The sequence below is a fragment of the Arthrobacter sp. BL-252-APC-1A genome (assembly GCF_009696625.1).
GTDB lineage: Bacteria > Actinomycetota > Actinomycetes > Actinomycetales > Micrococcaceae > Arthrobacter_B.
Window position 1 is genome coordinate 116,092 of the sequence record NZ_VULS01000005.1, and the last position, 26,104, is coordinate 142,195.

Below are 26,104 nucleotides of genomic sequence, written 5' to 3' on the forward strand. Positions count from 1 at the left end.
GCTACACTCCCCACCGCAGGGCCGCGGTGTGCACCGGGGAGTCCCACAGATCGATCATGTCGTCGTCGAGTTTCAGCACCGTAATGGAGGCACCCTGCATTTCGAGTGCCGTGATGTAGTTCCCCACCAGTGAACGTTCCACGTGGATCCCGCGGTCCGCCAGAACCTTCGCGGCGTGCCGGTAGACGATGTAGAGCTCGCTCAGCGGCGTTCCGCCCATCCCGTTGACGAACAGCAGCACGCGCTCTCCGGAGCCGGTGCCGAGGTCGGACAGGACGGGTTCCAGCAGCTGATCGGTGATGACGTCCGCCGTGGCCATGGGCATTTTCCGCCGGCCTGGTTCGCCGTGGATCCCAACACCGAGCTCAATCTCATCCTCGCCCAGGTCGAAGCTGGGTTCTCCCGCGTGCGGAACTGTGCACGCGCTCAGGGCAACGCCCATCGAGCGCACACCCGCGTTGACGCGCTCCGCGAGGTCGGTAACCGACTGCAGGGAGTCCCCGCGTTCAGCCGCAGCGCCGGCGATGCGTTCAACCAGCACGGTGCCGCCCACGCCGCGCCTGCCGGCAGTGTAGAGCGAATCCTCGACGGCGACGTCGTCGTTGACCACAACCGACCTGACTTCGATTCCCTCTGCCTGGGCCAGCTCTGCGGCGGTCTCGAAGTTCAGGATGTCGCCGGTGTAGTTCTTGACGATCATCAGGACGCCGGCACCTGAATCCGTTGAAGTAATGGCCGGCAGGATCTGGTCCGGGGTGGGGGACGTGAAAACGGCGCCGGGCACGGCGGCGTCGAGCATCCCGCGGCCCACGTAGCCGGAGTGCAGCGGCTCGTGGCCGCTGCCGCCGCCGGAAACCAGGGAAACCTTGCCGGATACCGGTGCATCCCTGCGAGTCACGTAGGCAGGATCCGCGTGGACCTCTACCAGGTCATGGTGGGCCATGCCGAAACCTTCCAGCGATTCGGCCACCACGGCGCGCGGATCATTTATGAGCTTTTTCATCCCTGTTCACTCCTTCGCCCGGAAAGGCTCCACTGCGCTGGAACGGGCCCCGTTGCCCGCTCTCCTGAGAGAGCCAACCCTACCCCGCAGGCGGAGGGCTGCACAGGCGTAGAACGTTGCTGAACGCACTGAAGGAAGGGCACGGTGGCCCTTCCTTCAGTGTTCCCCGGCCGGTAGTGACAACAGCGACCGGGAGCGTACGGAGTTTCCTCCGGACATTTAATTTGATTCTGGGGCTTACTTGCCCTTGAAAGCATCCTTGACGTGCTCGCCGGCCTGCTTCACATTGGCCTTTGCCTGATCGGACTGGCCGTCGGCTTCCATGCTGTGGTCGCCGGTGGCCTTACCGAGGCCTTCCTTGACCTTGCCGCCGAGTTCTTCGCCCTTGTTCTGCATCTTGTCGTCTGCGCCCATATTAGGTACCCGCTTTCTGATTGGCCGCCGGGGCTGGCAATTGCGTTAGCTGCAGTGTTGCCGGTGTTACCCGTCTGGCATTTCTTGATGCTAAGTACCCTTACTGTACCGTTCCCGCGCAAACTTCTCCAGCGGGACCGGATAGTTCCCCTATGCGCGAACATCCCGGATCATGCGGGTATTGCCGAGGGTATTCGGCTTCACCCGTGCGAGGTCCAGGAATTCGGCAACGCCTTCATCGTTGGAGCGCAGGAGTTCGGAGTAAACCTCGGGATCTACGGCGCTTTGGCTTTCCATCACGGTAAATCCGTGGCGCTTAAAGAAATCGACTTCGAAGGTCAGGCAGAACACCCTGGACACACCTATTTCCAGCGCGTCGGTAAGCAGCGTTTCCAGTAGGACGTGGCCTACGCCGCGGCCGAGCCAGGCGGGGTGCACGGCCAGGGTGCGCACCTCGGCGAGATCTTCCCACATCACATGCAGTGCGCCGCAGCCAATAACCCTGCCGGCTTCATCCTCGGCGATCCGGAACTCCTGCAGGCCTTCGTAGTAGGCGACGGTCTCCTTGGCCACCAAAACACGCTCGTCAGCCAGCGGCGCCACCAGTTCCCGTATCTGCCGGACGTCCGAGGTGCGGGCCCGGCGGATGGTGAATGGTGCCTTTTGTGCAGTTGGAGTCATTGGTTCAGTCTAGAACTTTGAGACTGCCCGCTGCTGCGAAGCGGACTCCGGGTGAAACATGGCCCGGACAGCGAAGGAGCCCCCGGTTTCCCGGGGGCTCCTTCGCTTCACCGCCTGGACGGCGGTATTGGTCTTGCTACTGCCCGTCGCCCACGCCGGCCTCGATGGCCGAAGGGGCTTCTTCGATAGCGCGCGGGGCACCGTGTCCCACGAAGGTGAACTTAGCGTCGTCGCCTTCGCCTTCCACATCAACCGACACCAGTTCTCCGGGCTTGAGATCCCCAAAGAGGATCTTCTCGGAGAGCTGGTCCTCGATCTCGCGCTGCATGGTCCGGCGCAGAGGCCGGGCACCCATGGCAGGATCGTAGCCGCGGGTTGCCAGCAGTACCTTGGCGGCCGGGGTGAGCTCGATGCTCATACCCTTCTCCGCAAGGCGCTTGCCCAGGCGCTCGAGGAACAGATCCACGATCTGGACGATCTCTTCCTGGGTCAGCTGCGGGAACACCACGGTGTCATCGACGCGGTTGAGGAACTCGGGGCGGAAGTGCTGGCGAAGCTCTTCCGTGACCCGGGCACGCATCCGGTCGTAGCCGGTCTTGGTGTCCGTGCCGGACTGGAAACCGGTCATGACGCCCTTGGAGATGTCCTTGGTACCAAGGTTGGTCGTCATGATGATGATGGTGTTCTTGAAGTCCACCACGCGGCCCTGGGAGTCGGTCAGGCGGCCGTCTTCCAGGATCTGCAGCAGCGAGTTGAAGAGGTCCGCGTGGGCCTTCTCAACTTCGTCGAACAGAACCACGGAGAACGGACGACGGCGGACCTTTTCGGTCAGCTGACCGCCTTCTTCGTAGCCGACGTACCCGGGAGGGGCACCGAACAGCCGGGAGACCGTGTGCTTCTCGGAGTACTCGGACATGTCCAGGGTGATCAGGGCTTCTTCGTCGCCGAAGAGGAACTCTGCCAGCGCCTTGGCCAGCTCGGTCTTACCAACACCGGTGGGACCGGCGAAGATAAACGAGCCGCCCGGACGCTTGGGATCCTTCAGGCCGGCACGCGTACGGCGCATGGCCTGCGAGATCGACTTGATGGCTTCATCCTGGCCGATGACCCGCTTGTGCAGCTCATCTTCCATCTTGAGCAGCCGCGTGGACTCTTCCTCGTTCAGCTTCACAACGGGGATGCCGGTGGAGTTGGCGAGGACTTCGGCAATCAGTTCTTCGTCCACCTCGGCGATGTCATCCAGGCCGCCGGACTTCCACTGGCGTTCCTTCTCTGCACGCTGGTCCTGGAGCTTCTGCTCCTTGTCCCGCAGTGAGGCAGCACCTTCGAAGTCCTGCGCGTCGATCGCGGATTCCTTCTCCATCTTCAGGGCGGAGATGCGCTCGTCGATTTCCTTGAGCTCCGGCGGAGCCGTCATTCGGCGGATGCGCAGCCGGGCACCGGCTTCATCGATCAGGTCGATGGCCTTGTCCGGCAGGAACCGGTCGCTGATGTAGCGCTCGGCAAGGGTTGCCGCCGAGGCCAGCGCAGCGTCCGTGATGGACACACGGTGGTGCGCCTCGTAGCGGTCCCGCAGGCCCTTGAGGATTTCGATCGCGTGGGCAACAGAAGGTTCGTTGACCTGGATCGGCTGGAAGCGGCGCTCAAGCGCTGCATCCTTCTCAATGTGCTTGCGGTACTCGTCCAGCGTGGTGGCACCGATGGTCTGCAGTTCACCGCGGGCCAGCATCGGCTTCAGGATCGAGGCTGCGTCGATGGCGCCTTCGGCGGCACCGGCGCCCACAAGGGTGTGGATCTCGTCAATGAAGAGGATGATGTCGCCGCGGGTGCGGATTTCCTTGAGGACCTTCTTCAGGCGTTCCTCAAAGTCGCCGCGGTACCGGGAACCGGCAACGAGCGAACCGAGGTCCAGGGTGTAGAGCTGCTTGTCCTTGATGGTCTCAGGGACATCGCCGCGGACAATCGCCTGGGCAAGGCCTTCGACGACGGCAGTCTTGCCGACGCCCGGCTCACCAATCAGGACAGGATTGTTCTTGGTGCGGCGGGAAAGCACCTGCATAACCCGTTCCATCTCGTGCTCGCGCCCGATGACCGGATCAAGCTTTCCTTCACGCGCTGCCTGGGTGAGGTTGCGGCCGAACTGGTCCAGCACAACCGAACCTGCCGGCTGGCCTTCCTGCTGCTGGCCGCCGGCGGAGACTGGCTCCTTGCCCTGGTAGCCGGAAAGCAGCTGGATGACCTGCTGGCGAACACGGTTCAGGTCCGCGCCGAGCTTGACGAGAACCTGGGCTGCAACGCCTTCACCTTCACGGATGAGGCCCAGCAGGATGTGTTCCGTGCCAATGTAGTTGTGGCCCAGCTGCAGCGCTTCACGCAGCGAGAGCTCCAGGACCTTCTTGGCCCGCGGGGTGAAGGGGATGTGGCCGGACGGGGCCTGCTGGCCCTGGCCGATAATCTCCTGCACCTGTTCGCGGACGGCACCCAGGGAAATGCTCAGGGATTCAAGGGCCTTAGCGGCAACGCCTTCTCCCTCATGAATGAGCCCAAGCAGGATGTGCTCGGTGCCGATGTAGTTGTGGTTGAGCATGCGTGCCTCTTCTTGGGCAAGCACGACAACGCGACGGGCACGGTCGGTAAATCTTTCAAACATGAGGCACACTCCTAGCTAACGCGTAATTCGATGCTACGGCGGTTACCCCGACTTAAGGGGCGTGTTCGCCATGGGCGTGACCTCCAGGGGCCCACTAGCCCTGAGCGGCGCGGTATGCCTCGATGATCTCGCTGTTTACGCGGCCCCGCTCGGAGACCGTGTACCCGTTGCTGCGGGCCCATTCACGGATCTGTGCTGCCTCATTGCTGCGTGCGGCTCCGGTGCCGCGCGGGCGTCCGGTGCGTCCTCCGGTTTTGCGGCCGGCATCAACATACTGCTTCAGCGCCGCACGGAGGTTCTTCGCATTGTCATTGGAGAGGTCAATCTCGTACTGTGACCCATCCAATCCAAAACGGACGGTTTCATCGGCACTTCCGCCGTCGAGGTCGTCAACCAGAATGATTTTTACCTTTTGCGCCATGATGAGGCTCCTATGCAGTCAAGCGAGGGAATGCTTCGAATTTCGAGACTGCTACGAGTATGGCGCAATTGGTAATGCCCCGTCAAAGCAGGAGAGGCATATTCAATAGTTATTCTTTATCTGCAGGACCGGCAGCGTCAGTTTTAGGATCCGACTGCTGGTGTTCTTTCTGATCGACCTCGCGTTCAGCCTCTGCGAGGGCTTTTCGCTCGGAACGATCAGCGTTCAGTACTGCCTTCATCACAAAATAAAAGAGAGCAGCAACACATATGGACGGCAGGAGAACTTCAACATATTCCATGTTCCTAACCCACTTCAGGCTTTAGCAGGGGGAACAAAATTGTTTCCCTAATTCCTGCGTTCGTGAAAAGCATCACCAGGCGGTCGATGCCCAGGCCGATCCCGCCCATGGGGGGTGCACCGTATTCAAGTGCCCGGAGGAAGTCTTCATCCAATGCCATGGCTTCGTCATCGCCGGCAGCAGCGCGGCGCGACTGCTCAGTAAGGCGCTCACGCTGGATCACCGGATCGATGAGCTCGGAGAAGGCCGTACCGCGCTCCATGCCGCCGATGATCAGGTCCCAGGCCTCGATCAGGCGGGGATCTTCGCGGTGCGGGCGGGCCAGGGGCTGCGCCGACGGCGGGTAGTCATAGACGAAGGTGGGCTGCAGCAGGGTCGGCTCAACAATCTCGCCGAACAGCTCAATGACCAGCTTTTCAGCATCCCACTTCGGATCAACCTTTACGCCGTGCTTGTCCGCCAGTGCGCGCAGGGCCTCAGCGTCAGTATCCGGGGTGATTTCTTCACCCACAGCCTCTGACAGGCCCGGGTATACGGAGAGCCAGCGCCATTCCCCGTCCAGGTCAATGGTTCCGGCCTCGGTTTCAATCTGCCGGCTCCCGGCCGCATCGGCCGCGTTCAGGATGATCTCCTTGATCCGATCGGCCATCACGTACTGGTCGGCGTAGGCCTCGTAGCATTCCAGGGTGGTGAATTCGGGGCTGTGCGTGGAGTCAACACCTTCGTTCCGGAAGATCCGTCCAAGCTCATAGACCCGTTCGATGCCGCCGACAACCGCACGCTTGAGGTACAGCTCGGTGGCGATGCGCAGAGTCATCGGCTGGTCGAAGGCGTTCAGGTGCGTTTCAAACGGGCGGGCAGCGGCACCGCCGTGAATAAGCTGCAGCATGGGAGTTTCAACTTCCACGTACCCGTGGCTGTGCAGGGTGTCGCGGACGGCGCGGATGATCGAGGCCCGCTTGTAGACCATGTCCCGCGCCTCGTCCCGGACCATCAGGTCCACGTAGCGCTGGCGGACGCGGGTTTCTTCGTTCAGACCCGCGTGCAGCACGGGCAGCGGACGCAGCGCCTTGGAGGCCATGGACCAGGAGTCCGCCATTACGGAGAGTTCGCCGCGGCGGGAGGAGATCACTTCGCCGTGAATGAAGACGTGGTCACCCAGGTCCACCATGGCCTTCCAGTCAGCCAGCGACTCTTCCCCAATGGAGGCGAGGGAGAGCATGGCCTGCAGGCGGGTGCCGTCCCCTTCCTGCAGTGTGGCAAAGCAGAGCTTTCCGGTGTTCCTGATAAAGACCACACGGCCGCTGACACCCACGGTCTCACCGCTGGTTTCGTCCGCCTGCAGGTGGCCGAACTTGTCGCGGACCTGCCGGAGCGAGTGCGTGCGCTCGACGCCAACGGGGTAGGCTTCCTGACCCCGTTCGAGCAGTTTGGCGCGCTTTTCAGCGCGGATGCGCATCTGCTCGGAGGAATCTGCTGCTTCGGGAACGACGTTAGAGGAGGTCACGGTGCTTAAGTCTACCTAGCCGGATCAACCGTCCTGACTACGGGTCCGGCAACACCCCCGAAGAGCAGAGGATGCCCCGCGCCTCAGCCGTGGAGTTCGGCGTTGTCGATCAGCCGGATTCCAGCCACCTTGGCTGCGACCAGTGCCAGCGCCGGTCCGGACAGGACGTCCTGCGCACCGGCCGGGAGCGGATCGAGTGTGAGGGGATCAACAACCTCGAAGTAGTCCAGTTCAACCCCCGGGGCGGAGGAGACGAGCGCTGCGGCGCCGGGCAGGTCCAGCGGACGGCCGCTGGCTGCGCGTTCCTGCAGCTGTGCCAGCGCCCTGGAAAGGGACAGTGCCGCCTCCCGGTCTGCGGGGCCCAGGAAAACATTGCGGCTGGACTCCGCCAGGCCGTCCCCTGAGCGCACGATTGGCACCGGGTAGATGTCCACGGGGAAGTTCAGGTCCGCAACCATGCGCCGGATCAGCGCTACCTGCTGAGCGTCCTTCTGCCCGAAGTAGGCCCGGAACTCTGCCGGAACCTGCGGCTGGACACAGTGGAAGAGTTTGGCCACCACGGTGAGCACACCGTCAAAGTGGCCGGGCCGGGCCGCTCCTTCAAAGCGGGTTCCAAGACTGCCCGAACTCACCCGGACCAGGGGCAGGCCGCCCGGGTACATGGTCTCTTCGCTCGGTGCGAAGACGAGGTCAACACCGGCTTCTCCGAGCAGCTCAAGGTCCGCGTCCAGGGTCCGCGGGTAGCGGGCGAGGTCGGCGGGATCGTCGAACTGCAGGGGGTTTACAAAGATGGAAGCGACTACGACGTCGTTATCGGCACGCGCTGCCGCGGCCAGGGCCGCGTGCCCGGAGTGGAGTGCACCCATGGTGGGCACAAGACCCAAAGCGGGACGGTCCTTCCCGGTGGCTTCGAGGAGCTCGGTAATGGCCTTGCTAAGTTCTGCGGGGGTTGTTGCCAACCGGGGGTGGTTCACCGGGGTCCTTCGGGTTCGGAATTCAGTACTTCAATTATCCTCTCTCCCTGGGCGGGTGAGAGCAGACCGCGCGCAACTGCACGGCGGGCGGTGGCTGCGGACAGCGCCTGGTAGGCAGCAGCAAGGTCCGGGGCAGCGTTCCGGTGCAGGGCCCGGGTGTGGGCCTCCACGGTGCCGGTATCTCCCCGCGCAACCGGTCCGGTCAGCGCGTGTTCCCCGGAAGCCAGCGCGTTTTCAAGGGACGCCCGCATCAGCGGACCCAAAAGCCGTTCGGGCTGTTCCACGCCGATTCCGTGCAGCAGTTCCGAGGACTGGGCGGCAATAGTCACCAGATGGTTGGAGGCATGGGCGAGTGCTGCGTGGTAAAGCTCACGGTCCGCTTCGTCGATCACCACGGGTTCGGCTCCCATTTCCACGACCAGCGCCTGCGCGATCGGCAGGACGGCGGTGGGCGCCGTCACGCCGAAGGAACAGTCTGCCAGGCGGGTGAGGTCAAGGCTCAGTCCGGTGAAGGTCATGGCGGGATGTATGGCCAGCGGGATGGCTCCGGCCTGCCGTGCCGGTTCCAGCACTGCGGTGCCGAAGCGTCCGGAGGTGTGGGCGACCAGCTGACCTGCCTGCCAGGCCCCCGTGGCCGCGAGGCCGGAAACCAGGGGCGGCAGGGCGTCGTCAGGCACGGCCAGAAGCACCAGTTCGGAGCGTTCAATAATGTCCGGGATTTCCAGGACCGGAACGCCCGGCAGCAGGTTCTCGGCACGTTCGCGGCTGGCGTCGGAAACTGCGGAAACTCCGACGACGGCGTGTTCCGCCGCGCGCAGGGCCGCCCCGAGGACGGCTCCTACCTTTCCCGCACCAATGACTCCGATTCCCAGCCGGCCGCGCCTGCGCTGATCAGCGGTGTTCATTCCAGTTTTCCTCCATCTGTGGTGCAGCGTTCGATCCCTCGGCGGGCAGGGCTGCTGTCCCGGGATCCTCCGGGGCAGCGGACACGGCCGGCCCGGTGGCAGTCTCCCGGTGCAGCCAGCGTTCGGTGCGGTCCCGGCGGCGTGCGTCAGCGGCCCGGACGGACTGTTCATTAAAGAGTTCCAGCAGGACGGCTTCGTCAAGCTGGCGGATCCGCGGGGACACCGGGCCGGGTGTCGAGTGCAGGCGCAGATCCGCAATGCGCAGCTTCCGCGCCAGCGGCCCCTGATGCAGTGCCATCGACTGGATCCGCTCGTGGGGCACCACAGTCAGGTTCCGCCAAAGCCGTCCGCTCCTGCTGAGCAGGGCGGTCTCAGTCAGGGCATAGCCGCTGCGCCTCCACTGCAGGGGTGCCACCCAGCGGGCGCGCCGGGGCGAAACCGTAAACCCGTGATCCGTTCCGCTGCCCTCGATTCCGGCGCTGAAGAGCCCTACCGGGTCAGGTGTGCCCGGATTCGGCAGTACCAGGGCCAGGATCTGGAGTGTTTCCTCAAGCGTTCCGGCCGGGAGCAGGCGGGTGCGGGCAGCGCCGTCGTTCCCCGCAGCGGCACCGTAGCCGGCCACGTTGACGGAGATCCGGTACCAGCCCGTAATACGCCAGAGCAACGGCTGCGTGACGGCCACGGCCTGGATCCGCCCTGGCGGAACAGTCTGCGTGCGGGTGTCCAGGAGTCCGTAACGGAGGCGGACGCCGTCGCGGGAAACGGCAGCGCGGAAGTTCCAGGAGGTGTTCAGCATGGACCAGTAGCCGCCCACCACAGCCAGGCCCAGCGGAATGAATGCTGCCAGGGAGACGCCTTCTCCGGTTGCAAACGTAAGGATGAGCACCGCGATGATGCCAATGACCAGCACCACGGTATTCCCTGAGAGTGCTGTTGCCCCCAGGACCCGGCCGGGGGCCAGGGCCAGGACGGGATATTCGGGCGCTTCAGCCGGGCCGCGCCGGCGCGCGGATGCGGCCGTTCCGGTTCCTGCCGCAGCTTCGCCGGTCTCTTCACCGCCGGCCTCCGTCCCGGCCTCCGTCCCGGCCTCCGTATCGGAGTCCGCCTCGGGGTCCGCTCCGGATGCCCGCGCCAGGATGGTGCCGCGAAGTGCCCGGGCATCATCCAGGCGAAGGAAGGACAGGCGCACGGCTGATTCTCCGGCGTCGGCCACTTCAAAGCGCAGTTCAGCCAGTCCAAACAGGCGGGCGAGCAGCGGCTGGTTAATGTCCACGGCCTGCACCCGGTCCAGGCGGGCCTGGCGGTGCTGCCGGAACAGTACGCCGGAACGGACGCGGACGTGACCGGAGGTGACCTGGTAGCGGGTGAACCACCAGGAAAGGAAGAAGACCGCAGCAATAGCGAGCAGCAGGACGACCAGGCCAATGACCACCCATGCCAGCGGCGTTCCGTCCGGCAGCGGGCCGGAGGGCTCTTCGCGCAGGAACAGGGCTTCGACGCTGTCCCTGCCCACAACGTAGGCAACGGCGGCAAGGGCGATCCAGCCGCGGACCAGCGGGGAAACGGGATGGACGCGCTGCCACTGCTCCTCCCCGCCGGAACTGCCGCTGGATTTGCCGGGAGCGGGGCTGCCGGGTGCGGAAGTCACAGTCCCGCCAGCTGCGCCTCGCCGCGCGCAGAGAGGTGTTCGCGCAGCCTGGCGCCTTCATCGGTGGGCAGGCCGGGAATCGTGGCGTCGGTGCCGGGGGATGCTGTGTGCAGCTTGAGCGTGCAAAGGCCGAAGAGGCGTTCAAAAGGTCCGACGGCGACGTCCACGTACTGCATGCGGCCGTAGGGGACCACCAGGGTGCGCTGGAAGAAGATGCCGGTGCGCAGCAGCAGGTCCTCGCCGCGCTCGGCGTACCCGATTGCCCGGACCTGCCGGGGCAGCAGCACGCCGCGCCAAATAAAGCCGACCAGGAAAACCCCCGGCAGTCCCCACGCAATCCAGGCAGGGAAACCGCCCCAAATATCCAGGCTGCGGAGCACAAGCGGTACGCTCACCACGGCCAGCGTGATGAGTGCCTCAACTGCCAGTGAGAGCACACGCAGCGTCAGGTACCGCGGGGATACGCGCTGCCAGGTCAGGCCCCGCGGATCTATCGCCTGGTTATGCATACTCTCCCCCGTTGTTGTTTTCTTCGCCGCCGTTCTTGTCTTCGGGCGGCAGCCGGCAGAACCGCTCCACCACCAGACCGGTAGCTATCATGATCACTCCGCCCACGGAGATGGCAAGCGATGCCCATGTGGGGCCGTGGTTGGGGCGCATTTCCCATAAGCCCAGCTGGTCCAGGAAGATCCCGCCGTGCCAGCCGAGCAGCAGCGCCCCGGCATAGGCCGTAGCCTGGGCCAGCACAAGGGTGCGGGCTGCCGCTATCGGGTCCAGCGGTTTTTCCCGGTCTCCGTCCCGCCAGCGGCGGACCCGCAGCCCCAGGAACAGGGTGAACCCAACAATGAACGCGAGGGTGAGCAGCGCGGTGAAGTTCAGTACCGGCGCCGGGAATCCGTTGCGGGTAGCCCAGGCGTTCACCTGCCAGCCGGCAATGCCGAAGAAAACGGTGATGACAGCCAGCCAGCGGTACCGGATGCTCCTCACGAAGCCCTCACTCCCCCTCGAAGAGCTCTAGCCCGGGAAGGTCTGCGGCCCGGGCAGCCAATTCTGCCACCGGAACACCCTCCAGCACTGCCTCCGGGTCCATCCATGCCCAGGGCTGAAGCACAAAGGCGCGCTGCGCGGCCCGCGGGTGCGGAACGGTGAGCACGTCGTCGGAAATGCGCTGGTCCCCGTAGGTGATGATGTCCACGTCCAGCGTACGGGGCCCCCAGCGCACCTCGCGGGTGCGGTGGTGCCTGTTCTCCACTTCGTGGCAGTGGTCCAGCAGGCTGTGGGCATCCAGCGTGGTTTCGAACTCAGCCACCAGGTTCAGGTAGTCCGGCTGGCCTTCCGGTCCGCCAACCGGGCGGGTCCGGGCCACGGGAGAAACGGCCACGAGCTTCATCGCGGGGTGGTCCGCGAGTGCGGCGACGGCGTCGGCGAGCGTGCTGCGGGATTCACCCAGGTTGCTGCCCAGCGCCAGGACTGTGCGGACGGCGTTCATGCGCGTTCCCGGTGGATCTGGATTTCGACGTCGGCGAAGGGCACCGTGATCGGTGCGTGCGGCTTGTGGACCGTGACGTCAACGGCGTCGACCACACTGAATCCGGCCAGCACCGCGGCAGCGATCCGTTCCGCCAGCGTTTCGATCAGGTTGACCGGGTCACCGGCGATGATCGCGCAGACCTGCTCGGCCAGTTCACCGTAGTGCGCCGTCAGGGTGAGGTCGTCTGCTGCGGCGGCGGGGCGGAGGTCCGTGTAGAGGACCAGGTCGACCGTGAATTCCTGCCCGTCGCGCCGCTCGTGCTCAAAAACGCCGTGGTAACCGGTGGCCCGCAGGCCGGAGAGCCTGATCCGGTCACGCAGTGCAGGGGAGCCTGCTGTGTCAGCCACGGCTAGCCCTGCCAGGCAGCCGCGACCTTGACCGCGTCCACGTTGGCAGCGACGTCGTGCACACGGACCGCCCAGACACCCTGGCTCGCTGCCAGCGCCGTGGTGGCAAGCGTCGCGTTGTCGCGTTCGGCGGGCGGTGCCGCCTTTCCGGCAGTGGTGAGGAGCGAGCCCAGGAAACGCTTCCGGGAGGCACCGACGAGGACGCGGTGGCCGAGCACGGTTAGCCGGTCAACGTTGCGCAGCAGCGCCCAGTCATGCTCGGCGTTCTTGGCGAAGCCCAGCCCCGGATCCAGGATGATCTGCTCGGGAGCCACTCCGGCTTCGTAGAACCGGTCCCGCAGCGCGGTGAGCTCGGTAATCACGTCTTCGACGACGTCGTCGTAGTTTGCCTTGGGGTCCTGGGTGCGGACGCTTCCGCGGCTGTGCATCAGCACGTACGGCACCTTGGTGCGGGCAATGAGCTCAGGCATCTCCGGGTCAAGTTCCAGCCCGGACACGTCATTGATCAGTCCCGCCCCGGCTTCGATGGCCTTCTGGGCGGTGGAGGCATTCATAGTGTCCACGCTGATCAGTGCACCGGCCTTCACCAGAGCTTCCACCACAGGCAGGATCCGCCGCTGTTCTTCTTCGGCTGTGATCCGCTCGGCGTCCGGGCGGGTGGATTCACCGCCGACGTCAATGATGTCCGCGCCGTCGTAGTGCAATTTCAGGCCGGCACGGATGGCTGCGTCAGTGGTGGCGTGTTCGCCGCCGTCACTAAAGGAATCCGGGGTCACGTTCAGGATCCCCATGACCAGGGTGCGCCCGGTGGGGAGATCCTCGAAGCGCCGCTTCTTGGCACCGGGACGAATCACCGGCAGCGGGTTGGTGGCGGGCCCGGTTCCGGGGGTGGCAGCTAGCGAATCCATCGAGTCGTCCTATCGTCCGAGTATGAGGCTCATTGCTTCTGCACGCGTGGCGGTCTCGCGGAGCTGGCCGCGCACTGCCGAGGTAACCGTCTTGGCACCGGGCTTGCGCACGCCGCGCATGGACATGCAGAGGTGTTCACATTCAATGACGACGATCGCTCCAACCGGCTGCAGGTTCTCCATCAGCGCGTCCACGATCTGGGTGGTGAGGCGTTCCTGGACCTGGGGACGGCGGGCGTACACATCCACCAGGCGGGCCAGCTTGCTCAGCCCGGTGACCTTGCCGTCGTGGGACGGAATGTAGCCGATGTGCGCTGAACCGTGGAAGGGAACCAGGTGGTGCTCGCAGGTGGAGTAGAACGGGATGTCCTTCACCAGCACCATTTCCTCATGGTCCAGGTCGAAGGTGGTGGCAAGCAGGTCCGAGGGGCTCTGGTGCAGTCCGGCGAAGATTTCCGCGTAGGACTTGGCCACCCGGGCAGGAGTCTCCTTGAGGCCGTCACGATCCGGATCTTCTCCAATAGCCAGGAGAATTTCACGCACCGCGCGCTCAATGCGGGGCTGGTCCACTTCAGAGGCCGCCCCGTTGAGCTCAGCCATAGTCAGTTCGTCGTCGAAATCCGTCACTGCACGATCCTACCGTGGACGTCGGAGACGGGCGGACGGCCGGAGCATGCTGCTCCGGCCGTCTGTCCTGCGGTTATTCGTGGTTTGCGGAGCCGGTGTGGCTTCCGCGTCCGCTGTTCTCAGGCTCCGGGAGCCCGTTGCCGGAGACGTCGAAGTCCTGCGGGAGATCGGCGTCGGCAATCTGGTCCTGCGGAGCCACGGTGTCCGGGTTCGGTTCACCGGCAGCTGCAGCCTCTTCGCGTTCGCGCGGGGAGACCACCGGGGGAATGTCATGCACCGGGCGGGTGGGCTTGGAGAGCCACACTTCACGGACATCGCGCTTGCGCACGTCGCGGAACACTTCGGCGATCTCCTGCTGGTTCAGGGTCTCGCGCTCCAGCAGTTCAAGCGCCAGGCGGTCCAGCACATCCCTGTTTTCGGTGAGGATCTGGTACGCCTCGTCGTGGGCGTTGTCCAGCAGGCGCCGGACTTCCTCATCCACCACGTACGCCACCTGGTCGGAGTAGTTGCGTTCCTGGCCCATGTCCCGGCCCAGGAACGGCTCGCCGCCGCCGGAGCCGAGCTTCACGGAACCAATCCGCTCGCTCATTCCGTACTGGGTAACCATCTTGCGGGCCGTGGAGGTGGCCTTCTCAATGTCATTGGAAGCACCCGTGGACGGATCGTGGAAGACGATCTCCTCTGCCACACGGCCACCCATGGCGTAGGCCAGCTGGTCCAGGAGTTCGTTTCGGGTGACCGAATACTTGTCATCCTGCGGCAGCACCATCGTGTAGCCCAGTGCCCGGCCGCGCGGAAGGATGGTCACCTTCGTGACCGGGTCGGTATTGCGCAGGGCAGCAGCAACCAGGGCGTGCCCGCCCTCGTGGTACGCGGTGATCTTGCGCTCCAGTTCCTTCATGACGCGGCTGCGCTTCTGCGGGCCGGCGATGACGCGGTCGATTGCCTCGTCCAGCGCGCGGTCGTCAATCAGCTGCGCATTCGAGCGCGCCGTAAGCAGGGCGGCTTCGTTCAGCACGTTCGCCAGGTCCGCACCGGTGAAACCCGGGGTCTTGCGGGCCACGGTCTCCAGGTCGATGCCGGGAGCCATCGGCTTGCCCTTGGCATGGACCTGCAGGATGTGCAGGCGGCCCTGCATGTCCGGTGCCTCAACGCCAATCTGGCGGTCGAACCGGCCCGGGCGCAGCAGCGCCGGGTCCAGGACGTCCGGACGGTTGGTGGCGGCGATCAGGATGACGTTCGTGTTGCCGTCGAAGCCGTCCATCTCAACCAGCAGCTGGTTCAGGGTCTGTTCACGTTCGTCGTTGCCGCCGCCCACGCCCGCACCGCGGTGACGGCCGACGGCGTCGATCTCGTCGACGAAGATGATGGCAGGGGCGTTGTTCTTGGCCTGTTCGAAAAGGTCGCGGACGCGGGAAGCACCCACACCGACGAACATCTCCACGAAGTCCGAACCGGAAATCGAGTAGAACGGCACGCCCGCCTCTCCGGCGACGGCCCGGGCCAGCAGCGTCTTGCCGGTGCCGGGAGGGCCGTAGAGCAGAACGCCCTTGGGGATCTTGGCACCCACGGCCTGGAACTTGGCGGGTTCCTTCAGGAATTCCTTGATTTCGTGGAGTTCCTCCACCGCTTCGTCAGCGCCGGCAACATCGGCGAACGTCACCTGGGGCATGTCCTTGTTCGTCAGCTTGGCCTTGGACTTGCCGAACTGCATGACCTTGGAGCCGCCGCCCTGCATGCGGGTGAGCAGGAACCAGAAGATCGCGCCGAGGATGAGGATGGGCAGGAAGAGGCCCAGGAAGCTGGTGAACCAGTTGGTCTGGACAGGCTGGTCGGTAAAGCCGTCAACGTCGGAGTTGTTCACGGCCTCGACGATGTCCTCGCCGCGTGCGGTGCCGAAGAAGAACTGGACGTTCTCGCCCTTGTCCTCATACGGTTCCCGCAGCGTCAGGTCCACCCGCTGCTCGCCGTCGTAGATCTTCGCCTGTTCCACCTTGTTGTCCTGCAGCAGCTGCAGGCCCACGTTCGTGTCAACCTGGGCAGCGCCGGAGGGGGCAAGGTTGGGAAGGATGATCAGCAGTGCGGCAAGAGCCAGCACGATCCAAATGATCGGTCCCTTGAAGAAGTTCTTGGATTTCATTCGTCGTCAGGGCAGATGCCCCGTCCCTCCTGATCAACAACGCTGATACTGCGCGAAAATTCGTTGGCTAGCAATGTCTAGCTATACACCGTCTCCAAGAAACACACGGCCCAAAGGGCGCTTTAGTTCCCTCAGGGCGTATCCGGGAAGCGTGATTCCACTCATGCCGGCGGAGGTGTGAAAAACCCGCTGGTCCCGCGGCCGTCCACCGGAGGATACCGGTGGACGGTGCGGGAACCAGCGGGTCCGCGGAAGTGGGTTCCGGCTTTATTCGTAAACGTGCGGTGCCAGCGTGCCGATGAAGTCCAGGTTGCGGTACCTCTCGGCGAAGTCCAGGCCGTAGCCGACCACGAATTCGTTCGGGATCTCGTAGCCGACGTACTTGACGTCGATCTGGACCTTCGCGGCGTCGGGCTTGCGCAGCAGCGTGCAGATTTCAACGCTGGCCGGTCCGCGGGACTCGAGGTTGGTGCGCAGCCAGGACAGGGTCAGGCCGGAGTCAATGATGTCTTCGACGATCAGCACATGCTTGCCCAGCAGGTCGGTCTCAAGATCCTTGAGGATCCGGACGACGCCGGAAGACTGGGTTCCGGAGCCGTAGGAGGACACTGCCATCCAGTCCATCGAGACGTGGCTGTGCAGGGCGCGGGACAGATCAGCCATGACCATCACAGCACCCTTGAGGACGCCGACAAGCAGGATGTCGCGTCCGGCGTAGTCGCGGTCAATCTCCGCCGCCAGTTCCTTGATCCGCTCGGCAATCTGTTCCTTGGTGTAAAGAACGTGTTTGAGGTCTGACTGGACGTCGTGTGAATCCACGAATGGCTCCCGGGTACGAGATGTTGCAGCTGGACTTAGGCGCTGCTCTTTTTCCTAAAAACAAGATTGCCATAGCTTGGGCCGCCTTGGGGAACCGGCTTCCCGCGCACCTGCCGGTAAGCGCTCACCTTGCCGGCCAGCTGGACCGGCCCTGCGGACCCTTCCCGCCGCAGCAGGGACTCTACCGCGCGCACCCGTTCCCAGCTGGGGCGGGCCGCTCCGAGCTCTGCGGCCGCGAGTGCCAGGACCCGCTGGCGCATTGCCGGAGGCAGGTCCCGCAGGGACTCCTCTGAGAGCAGGATCTCTTCCGGCTCGCCCCCCGCAGCCGGGGTTTCAGTCTCCGCGGGCCCGTCGGTTCCGGGCGTTTGGGCCGCTTCAGCGCGGAGCCGCGCATAGGTCCGGGCTGCCTGCGCATCCAGGAAATCGGCGTCCTGGGCCAGGATCCGGGAGCTGCGGAACAGGGCCTCGGCGATTCCAGGGCCCAGTTCGTTCTCCAGGAAGGGCAGCACGGAGGTCCGGACGCGCGAGCGGGCAAAGGCAGGATCCGCGTTGGTCGGGTCGTGCCAGGGTTCCAGGCCCTGGGCGGCGCAGATCTCCTCCACTTCCTCCCGCCGCAGGCCCAGGAAGGGGCGCAGGTAGATTCCGCGTCTTGCGGGCATGCCGGCCAGGGAGCGTGTCCCGGAGCCGCGGGCAAGGCCCAGCAGCACCTGCTCCGCCTGGTCATCCAGGGTGTGGCCGAGCAGCACGGCGTCTGCACCGGCCTCTTCCGCTGCCGCGTCCAGCGCTTCATAGCGGACAGTGCGGGCAGCAGCTTCCGGGCCCATCCCGGATTCCGGAACCTGGACGCGGCGCACGGTGACCGGGCTCAGGCCCATACCCCGCAGTTTCCCGGCGGCGGCCTCAGCAATCTCTGCCGAGCCTGGCTGGAGTCCGTGGTCCACCACGGCGGCGCCTACGGTGTAGTCGCCCCGGCGGTTGAAGAACGACGCCGCCTCCGCCAGTGCGAGGGAATCGGGACCGCCGCTGCAGGCTACCAGCAGCACATGGGGGTTGCTGCGCTGCGGCGGGAGGCCGGCGTCACGAAGGAAATCCCGCAGCATGGCGCGGGCCTTGCCGAGGGTGGGGTTCAGCCGCCTGCGGGCGCGTGCGGCCGGTACGAGGGGGTGTGTATCGCTCACGAAGTGCCTAGAGTCCCATCCGCTTGATCCAGAGATCCGGGTTGTGGATTTCTGCCTCGGTGGGCAGGTTCCCTGCCTGCTCCCACACACGGTTGAAGCCGGGCATTCCCACCTTGTCCACAACACCCCGGACGAATTTGGAGCCATCTGCGTACTGCCGCATCTTCGCGTCCAGCCCCATGACGCGGCGGAAGAACTTGTCCAGCCAGCCGCGGTTCACGCCGCGGTCGTTGAAACGCCGGCGGATGGTTTTCACGCTGGGGATGATGCTGGCATCCACGGCGTCCATCACAACATTCGCGTGTCCCTCCAGCAGGCTCATGACTGCGGTGATGTGGGAGAGGCGGGCCTTGTCCTGCGGGTCCTGCAGCAGGGTCAGGACGTCCATCTGGCGGTCCGGGACGCCGTCGTCCGGGCTTTCATCCCGCCCGGAGGCGGCAGCGGAAAGCTGCTTGGCCATGGAGCTGATGCGTTCCGGCAGGCTCTGCGCCTTGTCCATCAGTCCGGTACTCAGCAGCTGAATCTGGTCGAGGAGGTGGTCGCGGAGCCACGGAGCCGCAGCGAACTGCACACGGTGGGTCTGTTCGTGCAGGCACACCCAGAGCCGGAAATCGGAAGGCTCAACATTCAGTTCCTGTTCGGTGCTGATGATGTTTGGTGCCACCAGCAGCAGCCGTCCACCGGTCTTCGACGGATCGTCCGAAGCCAGCGCGGCAAAAGGATCGTACTGGCCCAGTACCTTGCTGGCCAGGAATGCCAGCACCGCTCCGAGTTCAGCTCCGGTGAGCCTGCCCGCCACGGCCGTATTGGTCGCATTTACGGCTTCGGGCCGGGTCTCGGCCAGGTGCTGGAGCATCGGATTCATCAGGGCAGCGAAACTCTGCGAGTTGGCCTTGGCCCAGGACGCCCGGTCCACGATCAGGACCTGGGAGTCACGGAGGTCCTCTGCGGCGTCCAGCCCGGTGATGCGGTGGACGTGGGTGACGGATTCGTCAGCGAGCCGGCGCAGGTCTGCAACTGCGGCCTGGATTTCGCGGCGGCTCAGCTTCGGCCCGGGGGCCACCAGGGTGGCTGCCGTGGCGGCGGCGAAATCCCAATTCACCAGGCGGGCGGCGGTTGAGGTGCTCAGGTGGTGCTGGTTGCTCTCCATTGCTCCATTCGATCACAGGCACCGTTCAATGTGTCCCTGCCGGGCTGAATCCTCCGGTTCAGCGCGGCCCGTCAGCGGCAGCCGCAGCCGGCCAGAACTGCGGCAGCGGCGTCGACGGCTCCCCGGGCTTCAGCGGTGTTGCCGTCGAGGTTCCGGGCCACCAGGGCAAAGGTGAGCAGGCGCCCGTCGGCGTCGGTGACGTATCCGCTCAGTGCCGTGACTGCACTGAGCGTGCCGGTCTTTGCCCGCACCAGTCCGGCGGCGGCGCCGTCACTGTACCTGCCCTGGAGTGTGCCGGTCAGGCCGGCAACGGGCAGTCCGCGGGACACTGGTCGCAGGCTTTCGTTTCCGGAGGTCAGGACCTTCCGGACCGTCTGGGCAAGCTGGGCCGCCGTCACTGAGTTTTCAGCTGCCAGACCTGATACATCCGCCAGCGCCAGTCCGGTGGTATCGACGCCGAGCCTGGAGACTTCAGCAGCCACCGTTGACGCTGCCCCCTCGAAGGACGCCTCCTGCCCGGAGGCGGCAGCAGCTGAACGGGCCAGGGCTTCGGCCAGGTAATTGTCTGAGACCAGGAGCATCTGCTGAATCTGCTCGGCCACGGTGGCAGACTCGGCGGAGGCCACTTCACGGGCCCCGGAAGGCAACGCCCCGCGTTCAACGCCGTCCGCCACCGTAATTCCGGCGCCGGACCCGGCCGAGGCCAGCGCATTGCGGAAGGCGTCACCGGCCGCCAGCGCAGCATCATCCGTGCGTTCGCCGGCCTGCCGCGACTCATCCACCCAGGCTGAATTGACGGCCAGCGAATAGACCGGCGCAATTTCTCCGGCTTCGACGTCGGCCTCGCTCCAGGCCGGGGACAGCGCAGGACCGGAGAACAGGGTGTCATCGACCTGGACCCGCACCGTACCGGCGCCGTCTCCGATCGCCTGAAGCGCTTCCCTGGCCAGGGTGGTGAGTCCTGCCCGGCCAACTACCGCGTCTTCATCGGAAGCACCGCTGCCAAGGAGAACGTCTCCGCCGCCGCGCAGCGTAAGCACCGTTTCGTCCCCTGACTGTGCGGCGTGGACAGTCGTTTCAAACCGGGATCCGGGATCCAGCGTTGCTGCCACGGCAGCCGCCGTCAGGATTTTCAGTGTTGAGGCCGGCATTCCTGCGGCATCCGGGTCGCGTTCGTAAAGCACGTTCCCGGTGAGCGCGTCGGACACCACCGCTGAGACGGTGCCGCTTCCGGCCAGGGCGAGTTCGGCGTCGAGCGCCGCTGCCAGTGCCGCTGGGTCCGGCAGCGGAGCTGCGGGGTCCAGGGGCTGGACCACGGGATTAGGGGAGAGTTCGGATGGCGGACGCTGATAGGAAGGGACGGCGATCTGCCGTTCAGCCGGTGTACCCGAAAGAGCCTTCACCACGGGCGGACCGGCATACACGGCCAGCGGAACCAGGAGTACGGCGAAGGCGAGCACCAGGGCAACGCCGGAGATGATCCTCGCCAAGAGCCACCCATTCCTTTTCGGTCCGTGTATTCGATACTGTGCCGCGGGTCCGCAGGGAGGCACTGTGAGGCAACAGCCAGTGCCGGAAAACCCGGCAGGGCCTCGGGACATATATCTTTAACACTAGACCGGCGCAGTGAGCCAAACGGACATTCCCAAATGGACGGGGATTCCGGCTGCGCCCACTCACGATTTGCACGAACCATCTGTCCGTTTCAGCGGCCCTTTCCGAGGGCCGCACCCAAGGAGCCGTTATGAAACTCGACGTAACGATCGAGATCCCCAAGGGATCCCGCGTCAAGTACGAAATTGACCATGAGACGCACCGCCTGCGCCTGGACCGTGTGCTGTTCACCTCCATGCAGTACCCGACGCACTACGGCTACTTCGAAAACACCCTGGGTGAGGACGGCGATCCGCTGGACGCCATGGTGATGCTCCAGGACTTCGACCTGATTCCGGGTGTGCTGGTTGAATCCCGCCCGATCGGCGTCTTCAACATGGTTGATGACGGCGGCGGAGACGCAAAGGTTCTCTGCGTCCCCACTGATGCCCGCTTTGACCACATCAAGGACATCTCCGACGTTTCGGACTTCCTCCTGGACGAGATCAAGCACTTCTTCACCAAGTACAAGGACCTGGAGCCCGGCAAATGGGTAGAGGCCGCTGACTGGGAAGGCCGCGAAGCAGCCGAGGCTGAAGTTGAGGCCTCGCTGGCACGCTTCAAGGCACAGGGCGAAGCGAGCGAAGAGGACGAGCCCCAGGGCCGCGACGTCGACGCAAGCCCCGAGAACAACTAAGGGGCAGCTCCTCACCAATCGAGATAACAGAAACTGCACGTACCAGCGCTGGTACGTGCAGTTTCTGTTATCTCGTGGGGCGCGGCACGCCCGGTCAACCGATATGGGTTGATTCGCGGGATGCTCTGGCATGCTGATGCCATGCATTTTGTGCTGACCATCAACCAGCGGGACACCCGCGAGGTGGGAGACCAGGTACCGGACCTGCTGCGCTCCCTGCGGCACATTCCTGCTGCCGTGGATTTCCAGCGTTCCGTGGGCGATGAAGCCCAGGGCATCCTGGCCCACCCTTCGGCTGCCGTTGAGGCTGCACTGGTGGCGGTCCGCGCCCGGCGCTGGAACGTGGGAATCGGCGTCGGCGAACTCCGCCGGCCGCTGCCCTCCGCGGTGCTGGAGGCGGAAGGATTCGGGCTGGTGTACGCCCGGCGCGCCGTCGAACGCGCCCAGCGCACCGGGGACCGCATTCCGCTTGCGGTTGAGGGGCCCGACGCCGAGGTGGCCGCTGAGGCGGAAGCGGTCCTGCGCCTGCTTGGCCAGATAGTAGCCAGCCGCACGGCAGCCGAGTGGAAGGTCCTGGACCTCATGACGCCCGGGGCCAGGGGCCAGCAGAAGTACGTTGCCGAAGAACTCGGCATCACCGCACAGGCCGTCAGCAAGGCAGTGGTGCGCTCCCATTGGGTGGAGGAGTGGGCTACCCGTCCGGCGGCGGCCCGTCTGCTGGACCTGGTAGCCGGACCGGCTTCGCTGCCACCTGCACCCCTGCCGTACTCAGCGCGGTAAGGAACTCAGCGCGCTGCGATCAGGCTGCGGAGCACGGCGGCGGCGCCGTCTTCATAGACCGATCCCGTGACCTCGGAGGCAGCGGCGACAACCTCGCCGGGCGACTGGCCCATGGCGACGCCGCGGGCAGCCCAGGAGAGCATCTCGATGTCATTGCGCCCGTCGCCGACGGCCACGGTGTGCATCGGATCGATGTCCAGCCTGCGGCGGACCTGCTCCAGCGCGGATGCCTTTGTGACCCCGGCTGCGGCGATGTCCAGCCATGCTGTCCAGCCCACGGAGTAGGTCACGCCGTGCAGCCCGATGGACTCCACGGCCTGGCCGAATTCCTCGGCCGTGCTGTCAGTGCTGAAAACAACCACGCGGACTGCCCTGCATTCACGCAGGAATTCGAAATCCACGGCCTTGGCCTCGGCACCGAAGCTGGCATCCTGGAAGCGTTCGGTCGAGAGGAAGCGGCCCTCGTGGTCTTCAAGCGCGAACTTGGCCGTGGGCAGTTCCACCCTCAGGGCATCGAGTGCAGGGCGCGGGTCGAAAACCACCCGGTCCACAATTTCATAGCCGTCGGGGAGTGAGGTGTCCACATGCAGGGTCACGCCGCCGTTGGAGCACACGGTGAAGCCTTCGGTCAGTCCGATGTTCTCGAGTACGGGCAGCGCCGCGCCGAAGGACCGGCCGGTCGAAACGACCAGGTGGTGGCCTGCGCCGATGGCGTCCTTCGCCGCGGAGCGGACGTTCGGGGACATGTGTCCGTCGTGGTCCACCAGGGTTCCGTCGACGTCCAGGGCGATGAGGTGCTTACTGTCTGAGTTGAACCGGTCTTCGATGCCGGCTGAGGTGAGAGTTGTCATCGACTCATTTAAACAGACACCGGTAAATCCCGGTAGGACGCGATTCACACTTTGGGCAAACAGGGGGTGAACTGTTCCTTCAACGCACACTGCCCCTGCCAAAAAGGCAGGGGCAGCGCGTACCTGCTGGAGGAAGCTACTGCTGGACGGGCAGGACTTCCATTCCACCCAGGTAGGGCTGCAGCGCCTTGGGAACGTTGACCGAACCGTCCGGGTTCTGGTGGTGCTCCAGAATGGCCACGATCCAGCGGGTGGTCGCCAGGGTGCCGTTCAGAGTGGCGACGGCGCGGGTCTTGCCGTCGTGGCGTTCGCGGATGTTCAGCCGGCGTGCCTGGAAGGTGGTGCAGTTCGACGTGGAGGTCAGTTCGCGGTAGGCGTTCTGGGTGGGAACCCATGCCTCGCAGTCATACTTGCGGGCGGCGGACATGCCGAGGTCTCCGGCCGCCGTTTCAATGACGCGGTAGGGCAGCTCCACCTTCGCGAGCATTTCCTCTTCCCAGGCAAGCAGCCGCTGGTGCTCTGCGGCAGCTTCCTCGGTGGTGGTGTAGGTGAACATTTCAACCTTGTTGAACTGGTGCACCCTGATGATTCCGCGCGTGTCCTTGCCGTGGGAACCGGCCTCGCGGCGGTAGCAGGAGGACCAGCCGGCGTAGCGCACCGGCCCCTTGCTGAGGTCAAGGATCTCGTCTGCGTGGTATCCGGCCAGCGGCACCTCGGAGGTTCCCACCAGGTAGAGGTCGTCTTCGGCGAGACGGTAGATCTCGGCGTCGTGCGCGACGTCGAATCCGGTGCCCTGCATGGTCTCGGGACGGACCAGTGTGGGGGTGATCATGGGGACAAAGCCGGCCTTCACAGCCTGGTCCATGGCCATCTGCAGCAGGGCCAGCTCCAGGCGGGCGCCTACACCGCGCAGGAAATAGAAACGGGAGCCGGACACCTTGGCACCGCGCTCCATGTCGATCGCACCGAGCAGCTCACCCAGTTCCAGATGGTCCCTGGGAGTGAAGCCTTCGGCCTCGAAGTCCCGGGGCTTGCCGATGGTCTTCAGCACGGTGAAGTCATCCTCGCCGCCTGCCGGCACGCCGTCTTCAACGACGTTGGCAACGCGGCGGACCAGCCCTTCCTGCTCAGCCTGCACAGCGTCGGCTTCGGCGCCGGCAGCCTTGACCGCAGCGGCCAGCTCCTTCACTTCGGCCAGCAGCGCCTGCTTCTCTTCGCCCTTGGCCTGGGCGACGCGTTTGCCAAAGGCATTCTGCTCGGCCCGCAGCGTCTCATAGCGGGTACGGGCCTCGCGCCGGCGGGCATCCGCGGAAATGATCGCGTCCACCAGCTCCGGCTCGGCCAGCCGTGCGCGCTGGGATGCTCGGAACTTCTCAGGATTTTCTCGCAGCTCATTTACATCGATCACGTCTCAAGAGTACCGAAAACACTGTGTCCGGCCCGCACGCTGCACCCCGGCTATCCTGAAACCACCATGCCCACTGAAATAGCCGTAATCCTGCTGCTGGCCACCGCAGCAATCGCGTCCATTGCCACGTGGCAGGTAACGGCCCGCCGGCACCGCCGGCACGCGGCTGCCGGGCGCATCACGCGTCCCGTTGCCGCAGCAGACCAGCGCGTGGCGATGGTCATCAACCCGATCAAGGCGCAGGCGGCCGAGGCCGGCGCGGCGCTGGAGGCGGCATGCGAGATGGCTGGCTGGGAACCGCCGCTGATTTTGGAAACAACCGTGGACTCGCCCGGCTTCAACCAGGCGAAGGAAGCGCTGGCTGCGGGAGCCGACGTCGTACTGGCGGCCGGCGGAGACGGCACCGTCCGGGAGGTGGCGCGGGCACTGGCCCATTCCCGGGCTGCGATGGGGCTGCTTCCCCTGGGCACCGGCAACCTCCTGGCCCGGAACCTGGGCGTGGCGGTCAATGATCTTGCCGGAAGCATCCAGGCCGCCCTGCACGGCAATGAACGCCGGATCGACATGGGCCGGATGGAACTGGATAACTCCCATACGGGTATCCGTTCCGCCAGCAATTTCCTGGTGATGGGTGGAATTGGACTGGATGCGGAAGTCATCGCCGCTACCCGAGATGATCTGAAGCGCCGGGTGGGCTGGCTGGCGTACAGCGAAGCCGGAGTCCGGCTCATGCCCGGACCGCGGCGCAGGATGCGGCTGCAGCTCGACGACGGCCTTCCCAAGACCCGCAAGGTGCGCAGCGTGCTCTTTGCCAATACGGGGAAGCTGCCGGCCGGCATCGACTTCATCCCGACGGCCGCCATGGACGACGGCATGCTGGACATCGTTGTGCTGACTCCGCGCACAGTCCTTGGCTGGCTGGCAGTCGCGGGCAAGGTGGTAACCCGGAACCGCCGCGAGCTGTCCCTGATCGAATACACCCGGGCACGGAAGGTCACGGTCAGTACCGAGGAACCGATCATCACGCAGCTCGACGGCGACCTGACGGGGGCTGCCACCCGGGTCCGGGTCAGTGTGGACCCGCACTGCCTCCGGGTCCGCGCTCCGGCCACCGTGACCGGTTCTGCCGCCGGAAACGGCAGAACCGGCGGGTTCCGCAGGAACTAGTCCTGGGTGCCCTCGGAGTCGGTGTAGCTGCCTTCGGTATCGGCGTCGGAGTTGCGTGACGACGGCGGCTGCTTCCGGCCGTCCGCGTCGGTGTACTCGCCTTCATCATGCTTCACGGATGCCGGGGAGGCCTGTTCGCGGATGAGCTCCTGCTCTTCGGCGAAGCGCAGATCGTTCCCCTGGTCGCCGATGTCGCCGCGGTAGTTATCGTCTCCGCTGGCCTGCCCGCTGGGCTTGGGGTTGGTGAGCTGCTCGTCTTCGTTCGGGTGTTCGCTCATGGTCCGCCTTTCGCATTGATGGCTTCTCCCGCCGGCTTCATGGCCGGTGGTCTATAAGCATACTTACCATAAAAGCCGGGGATATTGCCCTGCGGGCAGGTACCGGCTTGAGCGGCTTTGGCCTCC

The 26,104-nt window shown here is 65.1% G+C and carries 27 protein-coding genes; 3 read left to right on the forward strand and 24 right to left on the reverse strand.

From position 1 onward, the window contains the following. Window position 1 precedes the first annotated feature (1 nt). The 21 genes from dhaK to dacB all read right to left on the reverse strand — a co-directional run bounded on the left by dhaK (window position 2) and on the right by dacB (window position 20,694). On the reverse strand, window positions 2-1,003 hold the full coding sequence (dhaK, locus tag FYJ28_RS09490) for a dihydroxyacetone kinase subunit DhaK (protein ID WP_154579125.1): 1,002 nt from the start codon (window positions 1,001-1,003) through the stop codon (window positions 2-4). 237 nt (window positions 1,004-1,240) lie between these two features. Beyond that, window positions 1,241-1,417, reverse strand: coding sequence for a CsbD family protein (locus tag FYJ28_RS09495; RefSeq protein ID WP_082413445.1), 177 nt, complete (start codon window positions 1,415-1,417; stop codon window positions 1,241-1,243). Window positions 1,418-1,567: 150 nt separating this feature from the next. Next, window positions 1,568-2,098 (reverse strand): amino-acid N-acetyltransferase, encoded by a 531-nt coding sequence (locus FYJ28_RS09500; protein WP_055240535.1) that lies wholly within the window; start codon window positions 2,096-2,098, stop codon window positions 1,568-1,570. A 136-nt stretch (window positions 2,099-2,234) separates the two neighbouring features. Further along, on the reverse strand, window positions 2,235-4,748 hold the full coding sequence (locus tag FYJ28_RS09505; RefSeq protein WP_055240534.1) for an ATP-dependent Clp protease ATP-binding subunit: 2,514 nt from the start codon (window positions 4,746-4,748) through the stop codon (window positions 2,235-2,237). Between the two features lie 94 nt (window positions 4,749-4,842). Next, entirely contained in the window at window positions 4,843-5,169 is a 327-nt protein-coding gene (locus FYJ28_RS09510) for a histone-like nucleoid-structuring protein Lsr2 (RefSeq protein ID WP_055240533.1), read from the reverse strand. A 109-nt stretch (window positions 5,170-5,278) separates the two neighbouring features. Continuing rightward, window positions 5,279-5,470 carry a hypothetical protein gene (locus FYJ28_RS09515; protein WP_055240532.1) on the reverse strand — a complete coding sequence of 64 codons (192 nt, stop codon included), beginning with the start codon at window positions 5,468-5,470 and terminating at the stop codon, window positions 5,279-5,281. Window positions 5,471-5,474: 4 nt separating this feature from the next. Further along, window positions 5,475-6,929 (reverse strand): lysine--tRNA ligase, encoded by a 1,455-nt coding sequence (gene lysS, locus FYJ28_RS09520; RefSeq protein ID WP_154579215.1) that lies wholly within the window; start codon window positions 6,927-6,929, stop codon window positions 5,475-5,477. A gap of 131 nt (window positions 6,930-7,060) precedes the next feature. Then, window positions 7,061-7,936: a pantoate--beta-alanine ligase gene (gene panC / locus FYJ28_RS09525; protein WP_152969923.1), complete on the reverse strand. Its 876-nt coding sequence runs from the start codon at window positions 7,934-7,936 to the stop codon at window positions 7,061-7,063. Window positions 7,937-7,947: 11 nt separating this feature from the next. Beyond that, a complete protein-coding gene (locus tag FYJ28_RS09530) occupies window positions 7,948-8,856 on the reverse strand; it encodes a Rossmann-like and DUF2520 domain-containing protein (protein WP_055240529.1) in 909 nt (302 codons plus the stop codon). Continuing rightward, entirely contained in the window at window positions 8,843-10,504 is a 1,662-nt protein-coding gene (locus FYJ28_RS09535) for a PH domain-containing protein (protein WP_326831631.1), read from the reverse strand. The genes FYJ28_RS09530 and FYJ28_RS09535 overlap by 14 nt, the downstream gene beginning before the upstream one ends. Next, window positions 10,501-11,013 carry a PH domain-containing protein gene (locus tag FYJ28_RS09540; protein ID WP_154579126.1) on the reverse strand — a complete coding sequence of 171 codons (513 nt, stop codon included), beginning with the start codon at window positions 11,011-11,013 and terminating at the stop codon, window positions 10,501-10,503. The genes FYJ28_RS09535 and FYJ28_RS09540 overlap by 4 nt, the downstream gene beginning before the upstream one ends. Further along, window positions 11,006-11,491: a DUF3180 domain-containing protein gene (locus FYJ28_RS09545; protein ID WP_055240527.1), complete on the reverse strand. Its 486-nt coding sequence runs from the start codon at window positions 11,489-11,491 to the stop codon at window positions 11,006-11,008. Before FYJ28_RS09545 ends, FYJ28_RS09540 begins: the two co-directional genes overlap by 8 nt. Window positions 11,492-11,498: 7 nt before the next feature. Beyond that, the gene (folK, locus tag FYJ28_RS09550; RefSeq protein WP_055240526.1) at window positions 11,499-11,993 is read right to left on the reverse strand and encodes a 2-amino-4-hydroxy-6-hydroxymethyldihydropteridine diphosphokinase; all 495 of its coding nucleotides are present in this window, start codon (window positions 11,991-11,993) and stop codon (window positions 11,499-11,501) included. Next, complete coding sequence (gene folB / locus FYJ28_RS09555) at window positions 11,990-12,382, reverse strand: dihydroneopterin aldolase (RefSeq protein WP_235472042.1); 393 nt, start codon at window positions 12,380-12,382, stop codon at window positions 11,990-11,992. The genes folK and folB overlap by 4 nt, the downstream gene beginning before the upstream one ends. 2 nt (window positions 12,383-12,384) lie before the next feature. Beyond that, window positions 12,385-13,290: a dihydropteroate synthase gene (folP, locus tag FYJ28_RS09560; protein WP_055240525.1), complete on the reverse strand. Its 906-nt coding sequence runs from the start codon at window positions 13,288-13,290 to the stop codon at window positions 12,385-12,387. Window positions 13,291-13,299: 9 nt separating this feature from the next. Beyond that, window positions 13,300-13,917, reverse strand: a complete 618-nt coding sequence (gene folE, locus FYJ28_RS09565; RefSeq protein WP_404320977.1) for a GTP cyclohydrolase I FolE — start codon at window positions 13,915-13,917, stop codon at window positions 13,300-13,302. Between the two features lie 73 nt (window positions 13,918-13,990). After that, window positions 13,991-16,057, reverse strand: a complete 2,067-nt coding sequence (gene ftsH, locus FYJ28_RS09570; protein ID WP_055240524.1) for an ATP-dependent zinc metalloprotease FtsH — start codon at window positions 16,055-16,057, stop codon at window positions 13,991-13,993. 267 nt (window positions 16,058-16,324) lie between these two features. After that, window positions 16,325-16,876, reverse strand: a complete 552-nt coding sequence (hpt, locus tag FYJ28_RS09575) for a hypoxanthine phosphoribosyltransferase (protein WP_055240523.1) — start codon at window positions 16,874-16,876, stop codon at window positions 16,325-16,327. Window positions 16,877-16,911: 35 nt separating this feature from the next. Beyond that, a complete protein-coding gene (gene tilS, locus FYJ28_RS09580; protein WP_154579219.1) occupies window positions 16,912-17,976 on the reverse strand; it encodes a tRNA lysidine(34) synthetase TilS in 1,065 nt (354 codons plus the stop codon). Between the two features lie 85 nt (window positions 17,977-18,061). Next, window positions 18,062-19,204: a zinc-dependent metalloprotease gene (locus tag FYJ28_RS09585; protein ID WP_154579127.1), complete on the reverse strand. Its 1,143-nt coding sequence runs from the start codon at window positions 19,202-19,204 to the stop codon at window positions 18,062-18,064. A gap of 71 nt (window positions 19,205-19,275) precedes the next feature. Next, window positions 19,276-20,694 (reverse strand): D-alanyl-D-alanine carboxypeptidase/D-alanyl-D-alanine endopeptidase, encoded by a 1,419-nt coding sequence (gene dacB / locus FYJ28_RS09590; protein ID WP_195840641.1) that lies wholly within the window; start codon window positions 20,692-20,694, stop codon window positions 19,276-19,278. 254 nt (window positions 20,695-20,948) lie between these two features. Here dacB and FYJ28_RS09595 point away from each other — a divergent pair, with 254 nt between their 5' ends. Both FYJ28_RS09595 and FYJ28_RS09600 read left to right on the forward strand, forming a co-directional pair. Then, window positions 20,949-21,494: an inorganic diphosphatase gene (locus FYJ28_RS09595; protein ID WP_055240519.1), complete on the forward strand. Its 546-nt coding sequence runs from the start codon at window positions 20,949-20,951 to the stop codon at window positions 21,492-21,494. Between the two features lie 120 nt (window positions 21,495-21,614). Then, on the forward strand, window positions 21,615-22,274 hold the full coding sequence (locus FYJ28_RS09600; protein WP_229780378.1) for a hypothetical protein: 660 nt from the start codon (window positions 21,615-21,617) through the stop codon (window positions 22,272-22,274). Window positions 22,275-22,279: 5 nt separating this feature from the next. Here the strand turns inward: FYJ28_RS09600 and FYJ28_RS09605 are convergent, their stop codons facing one another. Both FYJ28_RS09605 and serS read right to left on the reverse strand, forming a co-directional pair. Further along, window positions 22,280-23,125, reverse strand: coding sequence for an HAD family hydrolase (locus FYJ28_RS09605; protein ID WP_154579129.1), 846 nt, complete (start codon window positions 23,123-23,125; stop codon window positions 22,280-22,282). Window positions 23,126-23,261: 136 nt separating this feature from the next. Then, the gene (gene serS, locus FYJ28_RS09610; protein ID WP_326831632.1) at window positions 23,262-24,533 is read right to left on the reverse strand and encodes a serine--tRNA ligase; all 1,272 of its coding nucleotides are present in this window, start codon (window positions 24,531-24,533) and stop codon (window positions 23,262-23,264) included. A 66-nt stretch (window positions 24,534-24,599) separates the two neighbouring features. Between serS and FYJ28_RS09615 the strand changes: the two genes are divergently transcribed. Continuing rightward, complete coding sequence (locus tag FYJ28_RS09615) at window positions 24,600-25,700, forward strand: diacylglycerol/lipid kinase family protein (RefSeq protein WP_154579130.1); 1,101 nt, start codon at window positions 24,600-24,602, stop codon at window positions 25,698-25,700. Here the strand turns inward: FYJ28_RS09615 and FYJ28_RS09620 are convergent. Then, on the reverse strand, window positions 25,697-25,978 hold the full coding sequence (locus tag FYJ28_RS09620; RefSeq protein ID WP_055240515.1) for a hypothetical protein: 282 nt from the start codon (window positions 25,976-25,978) through the stop codon (window positions 25,697-25,699). The two genes, FYJ28_RS09615 and FYJ28_RS09620, sit on opposite strands and share 4 nt — an antisense overlap. Window positions 25,979-26,104: the final 126 nt, after the last annotated feature.

Coding starts and splice junctions, on each gene's coding strand:
- FYJ28_RS09495 (WP_082413445.1), bottom strand. CDS start 1,417: ATGGGCGCAGACGACAAGATGCAGAACAAGGGCGAAGAACTCGGCGGC.
- ftsH (WP_055240524.1), bottom strand. CDS start 16,057: ATGAAATCCAAGAACTTCTTCAAGGGACCGATCATTTGGATCGTGCTG.
- FYJ28_RS09530 (WP_055240529.1), bottom strand. CDS start 8,856: ATGAACACCGCTGATCAGCGCAGGCGCGGCCGGCTGGGAATCGGAGTC.
- FYJ28_RS09595 (WP_055240519.1), top strand. CDS start 20,949: ATGAAACTCGACGTAACGATCGAGATCCCCAAGGGATCCCGCGTCAAG.
- folK (WP_055240526.1), bottom strand. CDS start 11,993: ATGAACGCCGTCCGCACAGTCCTGGCGCTGGGCAGCAACCTGGGTGAA.
- tilS (WP_154579219.1), bottom strand. CDS start 17,976: ATGCTGCGGGATTTCCTTCGTGACGCCGGCCTCCCGCCGCAGCGCAGC.
- FYJ28_RS09500 (WP_055240535.1), bottom strand. CDS start 2,098: ATGACTCCAACTGCACAAAAGGCACCATTCACCATCCGCCGGGCCCGC.
- FYJ28_RS09615 (WP_154579130.1), top strand. CDS start 24,600: ATGCCCACTGAAATAGCCGTAATCCTGCTGCTGGCCACCGCAGCAATC.
- FYJ28_RS09515 (WP_055240532.1), bottom strand. CDS start 5,470: ATGGAATATGTTGAAGTTCTCCTGCCGTCCATATGTGTTGCTGCTCTC.
- folP (WP_055240525.1), bottom strand. CDS start 13,290: ATGGATTCGCTAGCTGCCACCCCCGGAACCGGGCCCGCCACCAACCCG.
- FYJ28_RS09605 (WP_154579129.1), bottom strand. CDS start 23,125: ATGACAACTCTCACCTCAGCCGGCATCGAAGACCGGTTCAACTCAGAC.
- FYJ28_RS09540 (WP_154579126.1), bottom strand. CDS start 11,013: ATGCATAACCAGGCGATAGATCCGCGGGGCCTGACCTGGCAGCGCGTA.
- lysS (WP_154579215.1), bottom strand. CDS start 6,929: ATGCGCATCCGCGCTGAAAAGCGCGCCAAACTGCTCGAACGGGGTCAG.
- FYJ28_RS09585 (WP_154579127.1), bottom strand. CDS start 19,204: ATGGAGAGCAACCAGCACCACCTGAGCACCTCAACCGCCGCCCGCCTG.
- FYJ28_RS09510 (WP_055240533.1), bottom strand. CDS start 5,169: ATGGCGCAAAAGGTAAAAATCATTCTGGTTGACGACCTCGACGGCGGA.
- FYJ28_RS09620 (WP_055240515.1), bottom strand. CDS start 25,978: ATGAGCGAACACCCGAACGAAGACGAGCAGCTCACCAACCCCAAGCCC.
- FYJ28_RS09600 (WP_229780378.1), top strand. CDS start 21,615: ATGCTCTGGCATGCTGATGCCATGCATTTTGTGCTGACCATCAACCAG.
- FYJ28_RS09505 (WP_055240534.1), bottom strand. CDS start 4,748: ATGTTTGAAAGATTTACCGACCGTGCCCGTCGCGTTGTCGTGCTTGCC.
- dhaK (WP_154579125.1), bottom strand. CDS start 1,003: ATGAAAAAGCTCATAAATGATCCGCGCGCCGTGGTGGCCGAATCGCTG.